The 16,889-nt window shown below is 53.9% G+C and carries 17 protein-coding genes and 2 riboswitches; of the genes, 10 read left to right on the forward strand and 7 right to left on the reverse strand.

Annotated features, from left to right (window positions below; all coding sequences use genetic code 11):
- Nucleotides 1–39 precede the first annotated feature (39 nt).
- On the reverse strand, nt 40–477 hold the full coding sequence (locus KNP86_RS06375; protein WP_034777659.1) for a MarR family winged helix-turn-helix transcriptional regulator: 438 nt from the start codon (nt 475–477) through the stop codon (nt 40–42).
- Between the two features lie 90 nt (nt 478–567).
- Nucleotides 568–1,626, reverse strand: a complete 1,059-nt coding sequence (locus tag KNP86_RS06380; protein ID WP_200881484.1) for a GTP pyrophosphokinase — start codon at nt 1,624–1,626, stop codon at nt 568–570.
- A 112-nt stretch (nt 1,627–1,738) separates the two neighbouring features.
- Here KNP86_RS06380 and KNP86_RS06385 point away from each other — a divergent pair, with 112 nt between their 5' ends.
- Entirely contained in the window at nt 1,739–1,966 is a 228-nt protein-coding gene (locus KNP86_RS06385) for a hypothetical protein (RefSeq protein ID WP_157964157.1), read from the forward strand.
- Between the two features lie 104 nt (nt 1,967–2,070).
- Entirely contained in the window at nt 2,071–2,394 is a 324-nt protein-coding gene (locus KNP86_RS06390; protein WP_034777657.1) for a YflT domain-containing protein, read from the forward strand.
- A 38-nt stretch (nt 2,395–2,432) separates the two neighbouring features.
- Here KNP86_RS06390 and KNP86_RS06395 read toward each other — a convergent pair whose 3' ends face one another.
- Nucleotides 2,433–3,470 carry an SDR family oxidoreductase gene (locus KNP86_RS06395; protein WP_214753266.1) on the reverse strand — a complete coding sequence of 346 codons (1,038 nt, stop codon included), beginning with the start codon at nt 3,468–3,470 and terminating at the stop codon, nt 2,433–2,435.
- Nucleotides 3,471–3,662: 192 nt separating this feature from the next.
- Between KNP86_RS06395 and KNP86_RS06400 the strand changes: the two genes are divergently transcribed.
- Nucleotides 3,663–4,958 (forward strand): glutamine synthetase family protein, encoded by a 1,296-nt coding sequence (locus KNP86_RS06400; RefSeq protein ID WP_034777655.1) that lies wholly within the window; start codon nt 3,663–3,665, stop codon nt 4,956–4,958.
- 49 nt (nt 4,959–5,007) lie between these two features.
- Here KNP86_RS06400 and KNP86_RS06405 read toward each other — a convergent pair whose 3' ends face one another.
- From KNP86_RS06405 to KNP86_RS06415, 3 genes are all read right to left on the reverse strand, one after another.
- Nucleotides 5,008–6,501, reverse strand: coding sequence for a peptide MFS transporter (locus KNP86_RS06405; protein ID WP_214707724.1), 1,494 nt, complete (start codon nt 6,499–6,501; stop codon nt 5,008–5,010).
- Nucleotides 6,502–6,644: 143 nt separating this feature from the next.
- Nucleotides 6,645–7,889, reverse strand: a complete 1,245-nt coding sequence (locus tag KNP86_RS06410) for an MDR family MFS transporter (RefSeq protein WP_214753268.1) — start codon at nt 7,887–7,889, stop codon at nt 6,645–6,647.
- A gap of 264 nt (nt 7,890–8,153) precedes the next feature.
- On the reverse strand, nt 8,154–9,254 hold the full coding sequence (locus KNP86_RS06415; RefSeq protein ID WP_034777652.1) for an AI-2E family transporter: 1,101 nt from the start codon (nt 9,252–9,254) through the stop codon (nt 8,154–8,156).
- A gap of 175 nt (nt 9,255–9,429) precedes the next feature.
- Nucleotides 9,430–9,530: riboswitch (SAM riboswitch) on the forward strand.
- 77 nt (nt 9,531–9,607) lie between these two features.
- Between KNP86_RS06415 and KNP86_RS06420 the strand changes: the two genes are divergently transcribed.
- The 5 genes from KNP86_RS06420 (at nt 9,608) to KNP86_RS06440 (ending at nt 14,513) form a co-directional block, all read left to right on the forward strand.
- Nucleotides 9,608–10,783 (forward strand): aminotransferase class I/II-fold pyridoxal phosphate-dependent enzyme, encoded by a 1,176-nt coding sequence (locus KNP86_RS06420; protein WP_034777650.1) that lies wholly within the window; start codon nt 9,608–9,610, stop codon nt 10,781–10,783.
- Nucleotides 10,780–11,796: an iron-containing alcohol dehydrogenase gene (locus KNP86_RS06425; protein ID WP_214753270.1), complete on the forward strand. Its 1,017-nt coding sequence runs from the start codon at nt 10,780–10,782 to the stop codon at nt 11,794–11,796. Before KNP86_RS06420 ends, KNP86_RS06425 begins: the two co-directional genes overlap by 4 nt.
- Before the next feature lie 40 nt (nt 11,797–11,836).
- A riboswitch (SAM riboswitch) is annotated at nt 11,837–11,940 on the forward strand.
- A gap of 73 nt (nt 11,941–12,013) precedes the next feature.
- Complete coding sequence (locus tag KNP86_RS06430) at nt 12,014–12,835, forward strand: MetQ/NlpA family ABC transporter substrate-binding protein (protein WP_152567737.1); 822 nt, start codon at nt 12,014–12,016, stop codon at nt 12,833–12,835.
- A gap of 9 nt (nt 12,836–12,844) precedes the next feature.
- Nucleotides 12,845–13,879 (forward strand): methionine ABC transporter ATP-binding protein, encoded by a 1,035-nt coding sequence (locus KNP86_RS06435; RefSeq protein WP_214753272.1) that lies wholly within the window; start codon nt 12,845–12,847, stop codon nt 13,877–13,879.
- A 34-nt stretch (nt 13,880–13,913) separates the two neighbouring features.
- Nucleotides 13,914–14,513, forward strand: coding sequence for a methionine ABC transporter permease (locus tag KNP86_RS06440; protein ID WP_251130456.1), 600 nt, complete (start codon nt 13,914–13,916; stop codon nt 14,511–14,513).
- A gap of 27 nt (nt 14,514–14,540) precedes the next feature.
- Here KNP86_RS06440 and KNP86_RS06445 read toward each other — a convergent pair whose 3' ends face one another.
- Nucleotides 14,541–14,936, reverse strand: a complete 396-nt coding sequence (locus KNP86_RS06445) for a Spx/MgsR family RNA polymerase-binding regulatory protein (protein WP_021067479.1) — start codon at nt 14,934–14,936, stop codon at nt 14,541–14,543.
- A gap of 171 nt (nt 14,937–15,107) precedes the next feature.
- Here KNP86_RS06445 and KNP86_RS06450 point away from each other — a divergent pair, with 171 nt between their 5' ends.
- Entirely contained in the window at nt 15,108–15,491 is a 384-nt protein-coding gene (locus KNP86_RS06450; RefSeq protein ID WP_214753274.1) for a DUF302 domain-containing protein, read from the forward strand.
- Between the two features lie 105 nt (nt 15,492–15,596).
- Entirely contained in the window at nt 15,597–16,889 is a 1,293-nt protein-coding gene (locus KNP86_RS06455) for a hypothetical protein (protein WP_214753276.1), read from the forward strand.

Raw genomic sequence — 16,889 nt, forward strand, 5'->3', positions numbered from 1 at the left:
AAAACGACTGCGGCCGAAATGAATCGGGCCCAGTCGTTTTTATGCGTCCATTCGATCAAGCAATTTGGACAGAAGAATCAATTCGTCATCTGAAAAGTCTTCGAACACGTCCATCAAGTACTCGATTTTCATATCTTCTAACGTCTCGAACAAGGCACGACCTTCCTCGGTCGCCTGTAACTCGACGACGCGACGGTCGCGTTCGCTACGTTCGCGTGAGATCAATCCTTTTTTCGTGAGCTCATCTGCGAGGGCCGTGATCATCGAAGCCGAGAACTGAAACTCGTTCGATAAGGCCGAGGCGATTTGAGGACTATTTTGACAAAGCGAACGAAGGATGAAGAATTCGTTGCGCGTCAAGTATTGAGAGAACATCGACCGGAGGTTTTTCTTCACTCCGCGATAGTTCATGCGAATCCCTCGCTCAGCATCAGCGACGAGCTGACGGCGGGATGCTGTTTGTACAGGCGTTGTCATCCTCAAGCGTACCTCCTAGGTAAATATCATTATTTGCATATATTTCAGAACATAAAAACATTCTACAACAAAAACATGAAGTCTGTAAAGTTATGATGGCTCTTCACGGATGCGAAGTTCTTGGATGACTTCATCGTAATGTTTCAAGTCCGGATAGAAGCGGCGGAAGAAGAACTCGATCTGCTGGTCATCCCCTTCGGCGAGCAGCTTGGCAAGGACTGCGTAAACGACACCCATCCCTTGCCGCGGCAATAATGACGACGGTAAGAGCGTCGCACATTGGATGGCCCGGTTGAAGTAACGATCGAGTGTGTCACTCAAGTCCTGGAACGTGCGAATCTCGGCATAATGGAACATGCGCGTCAATTCGATGATCGTCGACAGGTCGGTGTCGAGCAACCAGTCGCTCTGGAAGATGGCATTATCAAGCTTCTCGACAGTGACGTCATTGGCGATATAATAGTTCAAGTTGTCCCGGGTGATGCTCACTTTGTCCGGTGACTCGACAATCCGTTCGACCGTCTCCTGCTCGAACGTCCGCAGCTGCTTGCGGATGTTGACGAACTCGGAATCAGCGATTTCGAGCAGTCCCGCGACACGGCTGAAGCTGCGTTTGATCTCCGGCGGGACGGCGTTCGGGTTTTTATAACCTAGGTCGTGCTCAATCTCGGCCCAGGCGTGTTGCAAGATGGACCGGACTTGAATCTCGGCCTCTTTCTCCTCGAAGCGGCGATACTCCCCGAGGGCGAGCCGCTTGTCACTCAAACCGACGACGTAATGGACCGAGAGGTAGCCGAACTCGTTCGGGTCGAGCAGGGTGGATTTATCAATCGACTGTTCACGGTCGATTCGGAACTCGTCCTCAAGGATTTGGGCCACGGCCCGGACGTCGTCATGGAAATAGGTCACGATCCGAATCCCCGCCAAGTCTTGAACGTCGCGCAATGACCGGTATTGGTACGGTTTGCGGGACAGTTTGGCATATAGACTCTCCGCTTCCTTGGCCCGGGCGACGATCGAGTGGAACTGAATCCCGGCGTCGTTCAATAGTTCACTGAGAAGCGACTTCAGTTTGGCGGCGAACGCCTCGTAATCCTCTTTCTCATTCATATAGTCGAGCATGATCGTATTCATATCCTGTCTCGGCATCTACATCACTCCTTGTCTCATTATAAGTAGTATAGCATCATTGAAATCGCTGTCGCACCTGTCTGCCGTCCCTATGATACAATACGGCTTGGAACGGGAAGGAGTGTCGCATGTGAGAGTGAGCCATACATTGAAATCGATGGAGCGCGAGAAGCTCGAGATCGTCGCCGGCCTGTTGCAACAGGCCGGTTATCGGGCGGGGAAGATCGATTGGCAGACCGGGGTCAATATCGTCCGTCTCAGCCGTGAAGGGGTCTCGTCTGAACCGGAGGAACGGGCACGAATCCAAGGCATCGTCGATCATTTTGGAATCGATGACTGGACCGCCACGTTTTCTTAAGTCCCTCTTTTTCAAATCGCTGACGGAAAATGGGTTTTACGACTCATTTTTCGGGAATAGTATATTATTCGATTTTAGAACAGCGGACGTTTAGGAGGATGAATATGTTAGAAACAAGAATCGTGCGGGATATGACCTCGGTCGACCATGAAGTGAATGGAATGGTGTCAGGCGGATGTGTCAACGAGAACATTTACTTATTTGCCAAAGATGAAGAATTGACGGTGCGTCTTGCCGCAGAAGCAGGTGTACAACCATACCGCATCACTGAAAAAGGATTGTGGGAATCGCTCATGTCGAAGTTCACGAAAAACTCGGATGACCGCATCGATCAGCTTGAGAGCCTCGGTCTGACGAAAGAGATGGTCGAGTCACTCGAAAGTGAAATCCAAGCCGGGAAGATCGTCCTCGTTTGCGACAAATCATAAAAACAGCCGGAACTGATACGGATCAGTCCCGGCTGTTGTCATTTCGTCTCGTAATAGGCGTTCACGATCCGGCGCAGCGAGCGCTCGTTCAAATCGAGCGGTTTGAACCCGGCGTCCTGCAACAGGCGTTTCGTGTTCGCATCCTGGAATGAGATGTTGCGGTTCAAGTACGGGTTGAACACTTTTACCATCTCGTTGAACGTCTGCTCGACGTTGCTCAACGAGGACGTCGCCGTCTCGGTGATTTTCAAATGTGGGAACTCGAGCGCCTGCTTCATATATTCGAGCATCGTCTCGTTGCGCGGCGGGGCATCGTTCGTCACGTTATAGATGGTATCCGGCTTGGCGTGTTCGATGGCCGCGAGTAGCACGTCGGCGACATAGTCGACCGGGACGAGGTTCGACGTGCCCGTCTCAGAGCCGAGAAGTCGGATCGGACCGACAGGCGCGCCTTTGCGTTCGAGTCGACGCTTGAACACTTCCAGGGCCCGCATGTAGCCGTACATCGTGAACTTCGAATCTGCTTCGCCGGTCTTCGAGTCACCGACGATGATGGCGGGCCGGAAAATGGAGACGGCCAGGTCATGCCGGGCTTCCCAAACGGCTTGTTCGGCATGGGCCTTGCTCTCCTCGTACGGGTTATGGAACGTTTGATCGGTCGCATACAACGTCTCATCTCCGTTCTCGCGTGCGCCGAGCGTATACGCCGTACTGACGTGGAAGAAGCGGGGGCAGTGCAAAGCTTTCGCGAGGTTGAGCGATTGCAGAGTCCCCGTCAAGTTCGTCTCGAACAGCTCATCGCGGAGCTCCTCGTCGAATTTGACGAGCGCGGCCATGTGGAGTACCAAGTCGAAGCTCCGCTCATGTTTTTTGATAAACTCATCGTCCGCTCCAAGGAACGGGGCGGTCAAATCCCCAGCCAGCACTGTCATCGAGCGGCGTTCGTCCTGCGAGAACATCGCCTCCACTTTTTCAGGCGTGCGGGCGAGGACGCATAACGTGTGGCCTCGATGAATCAACTCGCGGGCGAGCCGCCCTCCTAAAAATCCGGTCGCACCGGTCATAAAAATGTTCACAGCGTTCTTCCTCTCTTTTCAGTCTCTCCCCATCATAACAAGCGACGGCTGAATGAGCCACTTTCAGCCCGATGTTTCAAATTAGGGGTTTAACATTTTTTAAAGTGGGTTATGACTTAAGGAGAAGCGTACGCAAGGTACGTCATGACAGTGTTGATCTGTCAAATAACTTAAGTGAGGTTTTTTAGAATCATGGCTAATCTATTCGGAACTGACAAGGATGGCAACAGGAAGAAGCAAGAAGAGATTGAAAAAACGGTTCAGGAGAAAGGGATCACTCAGATCCATATGTACTTCTCCGACGTGCTTGGAGACTTGAAGCTATTGACTCTCTCTGCAAAATTGTTGCCGGAAGTTTTTGAAGGGAAGACGATGTTTGACGGTTCATCCATCGCTGGTTTTTCTTCCATCAAAAACTCAGACCTATTCTTGAGACCGGATTTAGATCGTCCACGCTACGAACAGGACGGGGACGAGAGCATCCTCGCGTTCTTCTGTGACGTCTGCACGCCAGACGGGGAACGGTATGAGTTCGACCCGCGCAACGTCTTGAAGGATGCCCTCGAGCGCGCTGCTCGTGACGGATACTCGATCTTCGTCGGCGCCGAGCCGGAATTCTTTATCTTCGACGAAAACGGAGAGTTCTATGACGAGGCCGGATACTTCTCGACACGTTCGGAAGACAAAGGCTATGAGGTACGTCAACATATCGCCAACCGGTTGAGCGATGTCGGCTTCAACATCGAAGCGGTCCACCATGAAGTGGCACCGGCCCAGCACGAGATCGGCATCAAGTACGATGACGCGTTGCATACGGCCGACAACATCCAGTTCTTCAAAGAAATCGTCACGTTGGCAGCCCAAGAGAAAAACGCGAAAGTGTCGTTCTTGCCGAAACCGCTCCGCGACGTGAACGGTTCGGGAATGCACCTCAACATCTCGGTCTGGAAGAACGACAAGGACGGCAATCCGACGGTCAACGCGTTCGAAGAGCCGGAGTCGGATTACGGCCTGTCGGTCACAGCCCGTCATTTCATCGAAGGCATCTTGAAGCATGCCCGTGCGACGGCCATCTTCACGAACCCGCTCCCAGAATCATATGAACGTCTCGTTCCAGGCTTCGAGGCACCGGTCAACATCTGTTGGAGCCCGTCGAACCGCAGTTCGATGATTCGAATCCCGGCGTCACGCGGCAGTGCGACACGCGTCGAAGTCCGTAACCCAGACCCGAGCGCCAACCCATATCTCGCCCTCGCGGCCCTGATTTACGCTGGACTCGAAGGGATCGAGCAACAGCTTGAGCCGTCATCACCGAACGAGGACGACTTGTTTGAGTACTCGGCCAAACAAATCGAGAGTCAAGGCATCTCGTCACTCCCGGCGACGTTCCATGAGTCGATCCAATCGCTCAAGTCGGACCGGTTCCACGATTACTTCAACCATGACTTGATCGACCGCTACTTGTCGCTCATCCAAGTCCGTAAATAAGCAAAACATATAAAAGCCCATTCCTCGGCCGAGGAATGGGCTTTTACGCTTAATGAATGCCGCGCATATACTTTTTGATGACCGGGGCGAGTGCGAACAGGATCAGACTGAGCACGATGGCCGCGCCACCGATAATCCCGAAGTAGAGCATCTCGTTCTCCGGTGAATAGAAACGGACGAGCTGAGCGTTGATCCCTTGCGCCGCCGCGTTCGACAAGAACCAGAGCGACATCGTCTGGGCCGAGAAAGCGGCCGGGGCGAGTTTCGTCGTCGCCGACAGACCGACCGGCGACAGGCTGAGCTCACCGAGCACGACGATAAAGTAGCTAAGGACGAGCCAGAGCGGGTTGACGAGCGTGTCCGGGCCTCCGAAATAGGCCGGGAGCAAGATCACCAAGAAACTTAACCCTGCGAACAAGATTCCGAACGCGAACTTCGTCGGGATGCTCGGCTCACGGTCACCGAGTCGAACCCAAAGCCATGCGAACACCGGTGCGAGCATGATAATGAACAGCGGGTTGAGCGACTGGAACCAGGCCGGTGACAGCGTGATCCCTAAAAATTCAAGGTCGGTCCGCTTGTCGGCATAGCTGGCCAAAATCGTCGCCCCTTGCTCTTGAATCGCCCAGAACATGACCGAAGCGATGAAGAGCGGGATGTAGGCGATGATCCGTGACCGTTCGACTTCCGTCGTTTTCGGACTGCGATACATGATAATGAAGTAAATCGTCGGAATGGCGATCCCGAACACACCGACGAGGCCGATGAACGTGTTGATCGTGAACAAACCTTGCGGGATGAGCACGGCCAACAGGCCACCGATGAGGACGACCGCGATCGTCGTATACTTGATTGCGTTTCTCTTCTCAGACGGCGTCAACGGGTTCGGCACATATGAACCGGCAAGACCGAGGTTGCCTTTCTTCGTGACGAGGAAGACGACAAGACCGATGAACATCCCGACCGCGGCGAGTGCGAAGCCCCAATGGAAGCCGTAGCTCTTTTGGACCCCACCGACAATCAAAGGTGAAATGAAGGCACCGAGGTTGATCCCCATATAGAAGATGCTGAACCCGGCGTCACGACGACGGTCCGTCTCGTGATACAGGTCACCGACGATGCTTGAAACGTTCGGTTTCAACAAGCCCGTACCGATGACAATCAGTGCCATCGAGATGAACAAGAACGTCAGGCTGCCTGGAATCGACAAGACGATATGACCGAGCATGATGAACACGCCGCCGAAGAAGACGGCCCGAGACGTCCCGAAGACACGGTCGGCGAGCCATCCCCCAATGACCCCCGACATGTAGACGAGTGCGCCGTATACCGACATGATCGACAAGGCGACATTCTGGTCGAGACCGAGACCGCCCTCAGATACCTCGTAGTACATGTAGAACACGAGGATGGCGCGCATCCCGTAATACGAGAACCGTTCCCAAAACTCAGTGAAGAATAGCGTGAACAAGCCTTTAGGCTGTCCGAAAAAACCTTTTTGTGGCACGCTGTCCACAATTTTCTGTTTATCGATCCTTTCCATGAAAGATCCCTCCTTAACCGTATCATCATAAAAAAGAATCATTATGTTTGTAAAGAATAAACGAATGAAAAATTCAAAATTTAATGATATTCGAACGAAATCAAAAACCACACTAAACGACTAGGTTCAGTGTGGTTTATAAGTCAAGCTGTCTTTTGTTTCGCTTCGGCTGCGCTGACGCGGCGTCCAAGTTGCCAATAGATGAGCCCCGACACGCAGCTGGCCGCCCCGACGAGGATCAACGCGATATGTCCGGCACGTTGGTCGAAGAACAGGCTTGCCATGATCGGTGCGGTCACCCCGCCGATCAACCATTGGATGCTGGCGGCCCCGTTGTAGGCACCACGCATATTCTCCGGAGCGATCAAGGCGATGAATGTCTGTTGGACCGGGGACATGATCATCTCGCCGAGCGTATAGAAGGCGTACACCGCGAGCAAGACGCTGACGAGAACGAGGTACGGTGTCCCGAGTGAATAGAGGAGACGCGGCATGACGGCGATCAGAATCATGCCGACCCCGAAGATGGTCGCCCCGGCGAGCATGACGTTGCCGAACGGTTTGCGACCGAGTTTCGAGGCGATCGGGAACTGGAACAACACGACCATGATGCCGTTCAAGGCGAGCATATAGGCGAACGGGTTCTCACGATCGGTGAACGATGGCATCGACTCTCTCAAGAAGAGGGGCAGCATGCTCTCGATGAGCGAGAAGCCCATCGAGATGAAGACACCGGCAAAGATGAACACGAGGAACACCTTGTCATTGTAGAACACGCGCAGGACATCCCGGTTCGACGGCGTGTCGACATCGGTCGTCTCTGGGAGCGACTCCCGGATGAAGCGACCGAGGACGAGTGCGTACAAGACGAAGACGAGAGCGGCCGAGTAGAAGATATACTGCCGGTCGATAAAGAGGACGGCACTCCCGAGGAGCGGGCCGAATGCAGCCCCGATATTGTGCCCCATCCGCAACAGCCCGAACGCCTCGTTCATCTGTTCGGGCTCGGTCACATCGGCTACCATCGCGCTTGCGGCCGGGTGGAACAATGAGTTCGTCAAACCGAGCATGGCGTTCAAGAGAAGGAGCGGCCAAAACGTTTCGGCGAAGGCGAAACCGACGAGGGCGAGGGCGTCGCCAAGAATGGCAGCCATCATGATTGGTTTGCGGCCATACAGGTCTGCGAGCCGTCCACCGACGACCGATCCGATGAGCGCCATGATCGGTCCGGTCGCCATGATGACCCCGACCTGGATATAACTGTCGAGCTTGTCGCTATAGTAGAGGACGAGGAACGGTGCGATCATGAACATCATGACACCGGTGATCGTCTCTCCGAGGAAGCGGATCCAAATGTTACGGTCGAGCTGTTTGAGTGATTGAATCATTAAGGTCACCTGCTTTAGTTGATAGAATAAGAAAAGGGACGCAGCATGCACAAAGGCATACGCGTCCCTACGATCTTAGGCATGCCTCGGAAGGCAGGCGACATCACGGATTCAAATCACGGAGAGGCGCCTGCCGGTCAATATGAACTTGGACGTGCGAGCGTTGAATGACTGACATCGGTACCTCTCCTTTCTGCATTGGACTGTCTTCTCTTCAAGATTATGATATTTCCGTGAAATGTGTCAACATAAATCGTCAATGTGTCATAATAATTCGTTCAAATTCTTTCGACTGAGCCGGTAGTCGATCAACCGAGAGAACACGACTTGAATCATCGCCGTGACCGGTACACTGATGAACATCCCGACGAGACCGAACAGGCTACCCCCGATGATGATCGAGGTGATGACCCAAAACGGGGTGATGCCGACGCTGTCGCCGAGAATCTTCGGGCCGAGCCAGAGTCCGTCGAATTGTTGCAACAAGAAGATGAACAAGAGGACGATGAGCGCCGTGAACGGGTCATAGAAGTAGGTGATGATGAACGCCGGAATCATCCCGAGCAGCGGACCGACGTACGGGATAAAATTCAAGACGCCGACGATGACGCCGAGTAGAAGCGCGTAAGGTGCCCCGATGATCAACAGACCGGCGACGGCCAACACCCCGATGATGAGGCAGTCGATCGACTTCCCGATGATATAGCGTTTGAAAATGTAATCCATCTCTTGAAAGATGTCGATCGTCGTCTTAGCCGACGCGACCGGGAACATCGCATACAACAGCCGCTTGAACATGCGGGCAAAAACCTCTTTGTCTTTTAACAGATAGATTGAGATGACGATCCCAATCAAGAAATTGATGAGCGTCATCGTGAAGCTCGACACGTAGCTGACCGACGACAAGACGGCGGTCTCGACCCAGCCCGAGTAACGTTCCTCGAAGCGGCTGAAATCGATGGCTTGGGCGATCGTCGCGTTGTACTCTTTCAAGTACGTGTTCAACTGGGCGAGGAACCCGTCAATCTGTCGGATGTAGAACGGAAGCTCTTCGATGAGTGAGGCCACACTCGAGTAGATGCGCGGGAACAATGTCACAGCGGAGATGACAAGAATCCCGATGAAGACGATATAAACGATCAGCAAACCTTGATAGCGTTTTAATTGAAACCGTTCTTCTATATAGGACAGGACGGTATTCAGGAGCAGCGCGATGGCAATTCCCATGATAATCGGCGTCAGCAACTGGAACGTGTAGTGCAACACACTAGAAATCGTGTCCGGTTCACTGATGACTTTCCATAGGACGAGCAGAATCAATCCGATCACGCTCAACTTCCAAATCAATTGACGATTTAATTCCAAAGGTCCATCCCCTCATCTTTTAAATTTTGTAGAATAGTGTTCACTTTGTACTATGACCTTTTTTTTATCGGGATTCAATAGGCCACACCCATTTTCGAAAAAGGATTGACAAGATTGGTAACGTTTGGTTAACTAAGTGACATATTACAAAATGACAAATCGCATATAAAAACACTTTCTATCAAGAGAAGCGGAGGGACTGGCCCGATGAAGCTTCAGCAACAGATTGTTCCAATACTGTGCTAATTCCAGCAAGGTGACCTTGAGAGATGGAAAGGTGGTTGTTTGAATACGTCCGTATCTCGACACCCCTTTCCGCGGAAAGGGGTGTTTTTTGCATAGGAGGACTATTCATGACAGACAGACGCTCACACTTACTTAAAACTTTACCACCCCAACATTTTGTCGGACTCGCCGATGAAGTCGCAGCACTTGAACAGGCCGGTCGCGATATCATCCGACTCGGTCAAGGGACGCCGGATTTGCCGACGCCCGCCCCAATCTGCGACGCACTTCAGACGGCGCTCCTTGATGCCTCGACCCACCAATACGGTCCGTTCCGCGGTCAGGCCCGTCTGAAACAAGCGGTGGCGACGTTTTACTTGAATGAGTACGGCGTCGAAGTCGATCCCGAGACGGAAGTCGCGATCCTCATCGGTTCCAAGTCCGGACTCATCACGTTGCCGCAATGTGTGCTCGAGCCAGGGGACGGGATCTTGCTGCCGAACCCGGGCTATCCCGACTACATCTCTGGGGCACGACTCGCCGGTGCCGTTGTCCGTGATCTCATCTTACGCGAGGAGCACGGTTTCCTCCCTGACTATGAGACGCTCGATACGGAAGGGGCGAAACTCATGTACTTGAACTATCCGAGCAATCCGACGGGGGCCGTCGCCACACCAGCCTTCTTTGATGACACCGTTCGGTTCGCCCAGGAGCGGGACTTGATGGTCGTCCATGACTTCGCGTATGGCAGCATCGGGTTTGATGGACACGTCCCGCCGAGCTTCCTGCAGGCGAAAGGGGCGAAAGAAGTCGGGATCGAGGTATATACGATGTCGAAGGCGTTCAACATGTCCGGTTGGCGCGTCGCCTTTGCCATCGGGAACGCGGACATCATCGAGGCGATCAATACGTATCAGGACCACGTCCACGTCAGCGTGTTCTCGGCCATCCAGGCGGCGGCTGTCGCCGCGCTCGAGGCCCCACGCTCCATCCGGGACGATTTGGCCCGACTCTATGAGGCACGGCGTGATCGCCTGATCGATGGGTTGAACCGGGCCGGTTGGGCCGTCGAGCCGCCGGAGGGTTCGTTCTTCGTCTGGGCGAAAGTGCCCGAGGGCGATGCCAAATCGTTCTCGCGTAAGTTATTGTACGAGGCAGGAGTCGCCGTCACACCGGGCTATTTCTTCGGTTCAGAAGGGAACGGATACGTCCGCTTCGGCCTCGTCTCGCCCGAGCCGAAAATCGATGAGGCCGTCGAACGAATCGAGCGGTTGTTTGCCGCCTATGAGGAGGTGCGGGCATGATTCGTCAGGCCGTCCTTGAATATGACCACGCCGATGACGCGCTCGACCGTCTTGATGACTTAGTCGACGGCCGACGTGCCCACGTCCTGCGCGGTCAGAACGGGTACGAAGTCGTGCGGGCCGTCCATCCATCCATCACGGACTATCCGGCCACGACGTTCCGTGGGGAGTGTACGGACAAGGAAGTCGAACGGCTGATTTTTGAAGACGTCGATGTCCTCATCGCCATCGGGGGCGGGAAGCTCGTCGACACGGCCAAACTCGTCGCCTATCAACAGAACGTGCCGCTCATCATCGTCCCGACACTCGCCTCGAACTGTGCGGCGTTCACGCCTCTCAGCGTCGTCTATCGGGAGGACGGGAGCTACGACCGCTACGACATGTTCCGCGTCGTCATCGAACGGGTCATCGTTGACTCGCGGGTCATCTCGCGCTCTCCATATGAATATTTCCGAGCCGGTGTCATCGACACGGTCGCGAAGTTTTACGAGGCCCGTTACTTGAGCGGTGACAGCTCGGTCGACGCAGGCGTCAACACCGGGCTCGTCTTGGCCCAGCAGTGCGGGCGTCTCGTCGAACTTGATTTGAGCGAGCACGCTTTTGAGTCGTATAGTGATGACGTCCGCTTCGCGGTCGATCACGTGCTCGCCATCGGAGGTGCCGTCGGAGGATTTGGTGACGCCGGGACACGGGTCGCCGTGGGCCATGCGGTCCATAACGCTCTCAGTCGCTTCGAGTCGACGCACCGTTTCTTACACGGGGACAAGGTCGGCTTCGGCTTGATCGTCCAAGAGCGGTTGCGGTGCTCGGCCGATACCGCGTATTTGGAGGCTTGGCTAAGCAAGTTCGGTGCCCCGACGACGCTCGAGACGCTCGGGGTCGGGTCGAGCGAGATCCCGGTATTGGTCGACTCCGTCATGACGGAGACCGAGCTGCAACAGTTGCCAAAGCCGCTCGATAAAGACTTTCTGAAAATAACATTTGAAAATTTGCAATTTTCTATTTACAAATAAAAGAATTGAAAGTAAGATGATAACAATTAAATAGACCGATTGCTTATCAAGAGTGGTGGAGGGACTGGCCCTATGAAACCCGGCAACCAGATCATTATGATCATGGTGCTAATTCCAACAGACGGAACGTCTGGGAGATGAGCGTGTCCGACTTTGTCTTGTCGTGCCCGCCACTCTTCATGAGTAGCGGGCTTTCATTTTGGAGGAGGAAAAACAGATGAACATCAAACAGAAAACAGCACTCGTAGGAACTTCACTACTCGCCGCTATCGCACTCTCGGCGTGCGGTCAATCGGACGCGAGCGAATCGCTCAGCACGGAGTCGCTCACGATCGGCGTCACGGGGGGTCCACACCAACAAATCGCCGAAAAAGTGCAAGAACTCGCGGCCGAGGACGGCCTCGAGCTCGACATCAAAGTGTTCAACGACTATAACACCCCGAACACGGCGCTCGCCGAGGGCAGTCTCGACGTGAACAGTTATCAGACGCTCTCATTCCTTGAACTGCAAAAGTCCGACAAAGGCTATAAGATCGACGACGTGTTCAAGACCGTCGCGTTCCCGATGGGTCTTTACTCGGAAAAGTTGACCGACATTGAGGACTTGAAAGAAGGCGACAAGGTCGCCGTCCCGAACGACCCGGCGAACGAGCTGCGCGCACTCCGTCTGTATGAGACAGCGGGCCTCATCACGCTGAAGGAAGGCTTGACGGACAAGGCGACGAAACGCGACATCGCCGAGAACCCGCTCAACCTCGAATTCATCGAGCTCGAGGCGTCTCAGCTCCCGACCCAGCTCCCGGAAGTCGCACTCGCGGCCATCAACACGAACTTCGCGATGGGTGCCGGCCTGTCAATCAACGAGGACGCCTTGTTCCACGAAGACACGGTCGACAACCCGTATCCGAACTACGTCGTCGTCCGTACCGACAACAAGGATGACGAGGTCGTCGCGACGCTCAAGTCGTACTATCACTCGGACGAGGTCCGGACGTTCATCGAAGAGACGTTCGACGGCTCGATCGTCCCGGCGTTTTAAGGAGGGCCTATGATCGCACTTAAAGGAATCACGAAGACGTTCACGGTAAATAAAGGTGCTGTCACCGCACTCGACGACGTCTCGCTCACGATCGAGAAAGGCGAGATCTTCGGCATCATCGGCCGAAGCGGGGCCGGCAAGAGCACGCTCATCCGCATGATCAATCTGCTCGAACGCCCGACGTCGGGCCAGGTCGAGATCGAAGGGCAGGACATCACGAAGCTCGACAAACGTGGGCTCTCAAAACTCCGCCATCGAATCGGAATGATCTTCCAACACTACAACCTGCTCAAGACGGCGACCGTCGAAGAGAACGTCGCCATCCCGCTCCGGCTTGAAGGTCTCGACAAGGCAACGATCCGTGCTCGCGTCGACAAATACCTCGACATCGTCGGCTTGACGGACCATCGGAAACATTATCCCGAGCAACTCTCGGGCGGACAGAAGCAACGTGTCGCCATCGCCCGGGCCCTCGCGCATGAGCCGGACATCCTGCTCAGCGACGAGGCGACGAGCGCGCTCGACCCGGAGACGACCGAGTCGATCCTCGACCTCTTGCTCGACATCAACCGCGAGCTCGGACTGACGATCTTTTTGATCACGCACGAGATGGAAGTCATCGAGCGCATCTGTGACCGGGTCGCGGTCATCGAGGCCGGCCGAATCATCGAGGAAGGGGACGTGCTCGACGTGTTCTCGGACCCGCAGCATGCGACGACACGCAAGTTCTTGAAGACGAACCTCGATGTCCCGAAAGAGGTCGTCGAAGAGTTGAGCACGCACGGGATGCTCGTCAACTTGTCGTTCATCGGTCATCAGAGTGAACAGGCCGTGCTCGCCCAGTTGACGAAACGGTTCGGCTTGCTCCCGAATATCATCGGGGGCGGCATCAAAAAGCTAAAAGGCGGTCTCGTCGGCAATCTGCTCGTCCATTTGGACGGGGATGAGGCCCAGACCGACCAAGCCGTCCGCTTCTTAGAGGCGAGCGGTGTGAAAGTGAAGGAGGTGACGAACCGTGCTTCAGTTTTGGGAAAATTGGGGTGACTTGATTTGGACGGGGACGATCCAGACGCTCACGATGACCGGCATCGCGCTCGTCATCTCGACGTTGATCGGACTGCCGCTCGGGACGCTTCTCGTCTTGACGCGACCGAACGGCCGGCTCGCCAATCGTTATTTCTACGGGGCGTTATCAAGTGTCATCAACGTCGTCCGTTCCATCCCGTTCATCATTCTCTTATTCTTCATCCTCCCGTTCACCCGTTTTATCATGGGCACGACGATTGGCGTCCAAGGCGTGCTGTTGCCGCTCATCGTGTTCACGGCCCCGTATATCGCCCGGCTCATGGAGTCGGCGCTACTCGAGGTCGACCGTGGGGTCGTCGAGGCGTATGAGGCGATGGGCATCTCGACCCGTAAAATCATCTGGTACGTGTTGATCCGGGAGGCCCGCTCTTCAATCGTGCTCGGTTTGACGATCGCGACGATCGGTTTGATCGGGGCGACCGCGATGGCAGGACTCGTCGGGGCCGGAGGACTCGGCGATATCGCTTACCAATACGGGCATCTCCGGTTCGAACCGGAGGTCATGTACGTGACCATCTTCGTCTTGATCCTGCTCGTCCAATCCATTCAATCGTTCGGTAACCGCTTGGCGGCCCGACTCAAGAAGGCATAAGAAAAGAGCTCTGCTTCGGCAGGGCTCTTACTTGTTGTCGAGCAATCGTTTCAATTCGGCGATTCGGTCATGGCGCGGGATGAACGTACGAATCTCTTTCTCGCTGAACCCGATCTGAATCCGATTGTCGTCGACGACGATCGGACTCTTCAAGATTTGGGGGTGCGACGCCACAAAGCTGTACAGCTCACGGAGCGACATCTCGTCAAGTTGGTCCGCCGCTTGTTTGTACACGCTCTTTTGGACGGACAACAGGTCGGTCGTCCCGTTCTCGGTGAGGCGGAGCATGTCTTTGAACTCGGTGAACGACATCCCTTGATCGGTCAATTTTTTCTCGATGAATGGGATGTTCTGTTCGCGTAACCAATCAATCGTCTTACGGGAAGAACTGCAGCTTGTATGTGTGAATACGGTGACCGTCACGGCAACCACTTCTCCTTTACGTAAGTATGGACTTCTCTATTTTCTCTCATTCATACGTTTCGAACGCGAAATATGTTTCAAATCACATATACTTTTTATCGCCATCGGACGATTTGTCGTCAGTCAGTTCGGGTACATGACGAAAGAGACCATAACCGAGGAGGGATTTACATGTTTGATTACACGGTCAAGACGGACCAGACGGTCGAAGCGGTCGTCGAGAAGCTGAAAGCGACGCTCAAGGAAGAAGAGTTCGGAGTGCTCTGGGACTTTGATTTGAGCGAGACGCTCGAAGAGAAAGGCCAAGCGATCGACGGGGACTATCGCATCCTTGAAGTATGTAATCCGAAAGAAGCGAAGAAAGTCATCACGACACATCGGGAAGGCGGCTATTTCCTGCCTTGTAAGCTCGCTGTCTTCACGAAAGATGGGTCGACCCATGTCGGGATGCCGAAGCCGACGAAACTGATCGAGCTGATCGAGGATGAGTCGCTTCAATCGATCGCCCACGACGTCGAGACGCGACTGACGCGTGCGATTGATCAAGCCGTATAATTAAATGAGCGAACCCGTCCATGAGAGTGGACGGGTTTTTCTTGTTCCTCCTTAAAGTCATATAATGGTAAAATTGGTACAAATAGATTTTAAGGGGCGGATGATTTGAAAAAGTTAGCCAGTGCACTCGTATTATCCATGGGCTTATTGGCCAGTTGCGGTGGGGAAAAGCCAGACGTCGTGAACTTATCGTATGTCGATACGCATTGGACCGTTAACAAGTATGCCGAAGAAAAACTGATTTCCCTTCATTCAGCCGACGAGACACTTCAAGCCTGTACCGGTGACTTGACGACCGAGCTAAAAGGCGACTTGACCGTATTCGATACGATTGTGGCGAACCGCTATCCGATGACGGACACGGGTGAAGAGTATGCGTTCAAGGCCGTATCGTATATGAAAGGAGATGAGAATTATGCCATTTGTCGTGATATGGCATCAAATCGATTCTCAGCGCAAGTGATCGAGTCGTTCCCTGACGATGTGGACGTGAAGACAGGTACACCGATTAATCGCTATCCCGTAGTCGGACCGGCCGACGATTCCGCCAAAACCGCCTTGCGCAACGCGGATGAATTGAATGAGTCAGGCAACCCGATTGAACCGTTCCTCGATACGATTGTCGCCTTCTCCCCGGCTCTGTACGGCGAGATTGAATTGGAGGTCGGAGGAATGCCGAGTCCATATCCGTTGTTCTCGTTCGACCCGTCGATGGCCGGCATGACTGATATCAAATTGGCAATTGGTTATGACAAGCTCACTGAGAAACCGTATTTGCTGCTCATGTTTGCGGATCTTTATTTCTCTGTGACTCCGCTCGAATCGATGATTGACCCGACGACAGAAGGACATACATATGAGGGGTTAACCGTCGAACGTCTCCCGCTTGAGACGGAGCTCGTCCCGGACAAAACTTACCCGCTGTATGAGTTTTCCTATACCCGTGATGGAAAAGTCGTCAATGAGACGATGGCGTTCAACTACCGCACCTCTGATTTATTGTCGACAGCGGAACGAAAGAAGCTCGAGACACAGCCTGAGGAAGACTACATGCCACTTGTGACCGGTCCACTCATTTACCTTCACCAACAACCGTTCAATACAGAATCTCCTTTGTCATACCCTGCACTCTTAAAAGCGGCCGGCAACGAGATGGACGACCTCGTCCAAGCGATCGACTCTGCGGAGCCGACGAACCGTTCAGGCGAGGAGGGTGACTACAGATACTTGACGATTGTCGATGGACACAAAGGTCAAGAGTTCGAGGTGACGTATAAACAGCGATCGAAGAAGCTGGATATCTACGTGACCGACCGATCAACCGAAGAGACATATAAACTGACGAGCGAAGGGGCCGAGACGTTCTTGTCTTACTTCCCTGATTTGAAGAAGAAATGA

Origin of the sequence: Exiguobacterium sp. s16 (genome assembly GCF_018618115.1) — a bacterium.
Taxonomy (GTDB): Bacteria; Bacillota; Bacilli; order Exiguobacteriales; family Exiguobacteriaceae; genus Exiguobacterium; species Exiguobacterium mexicanum_A.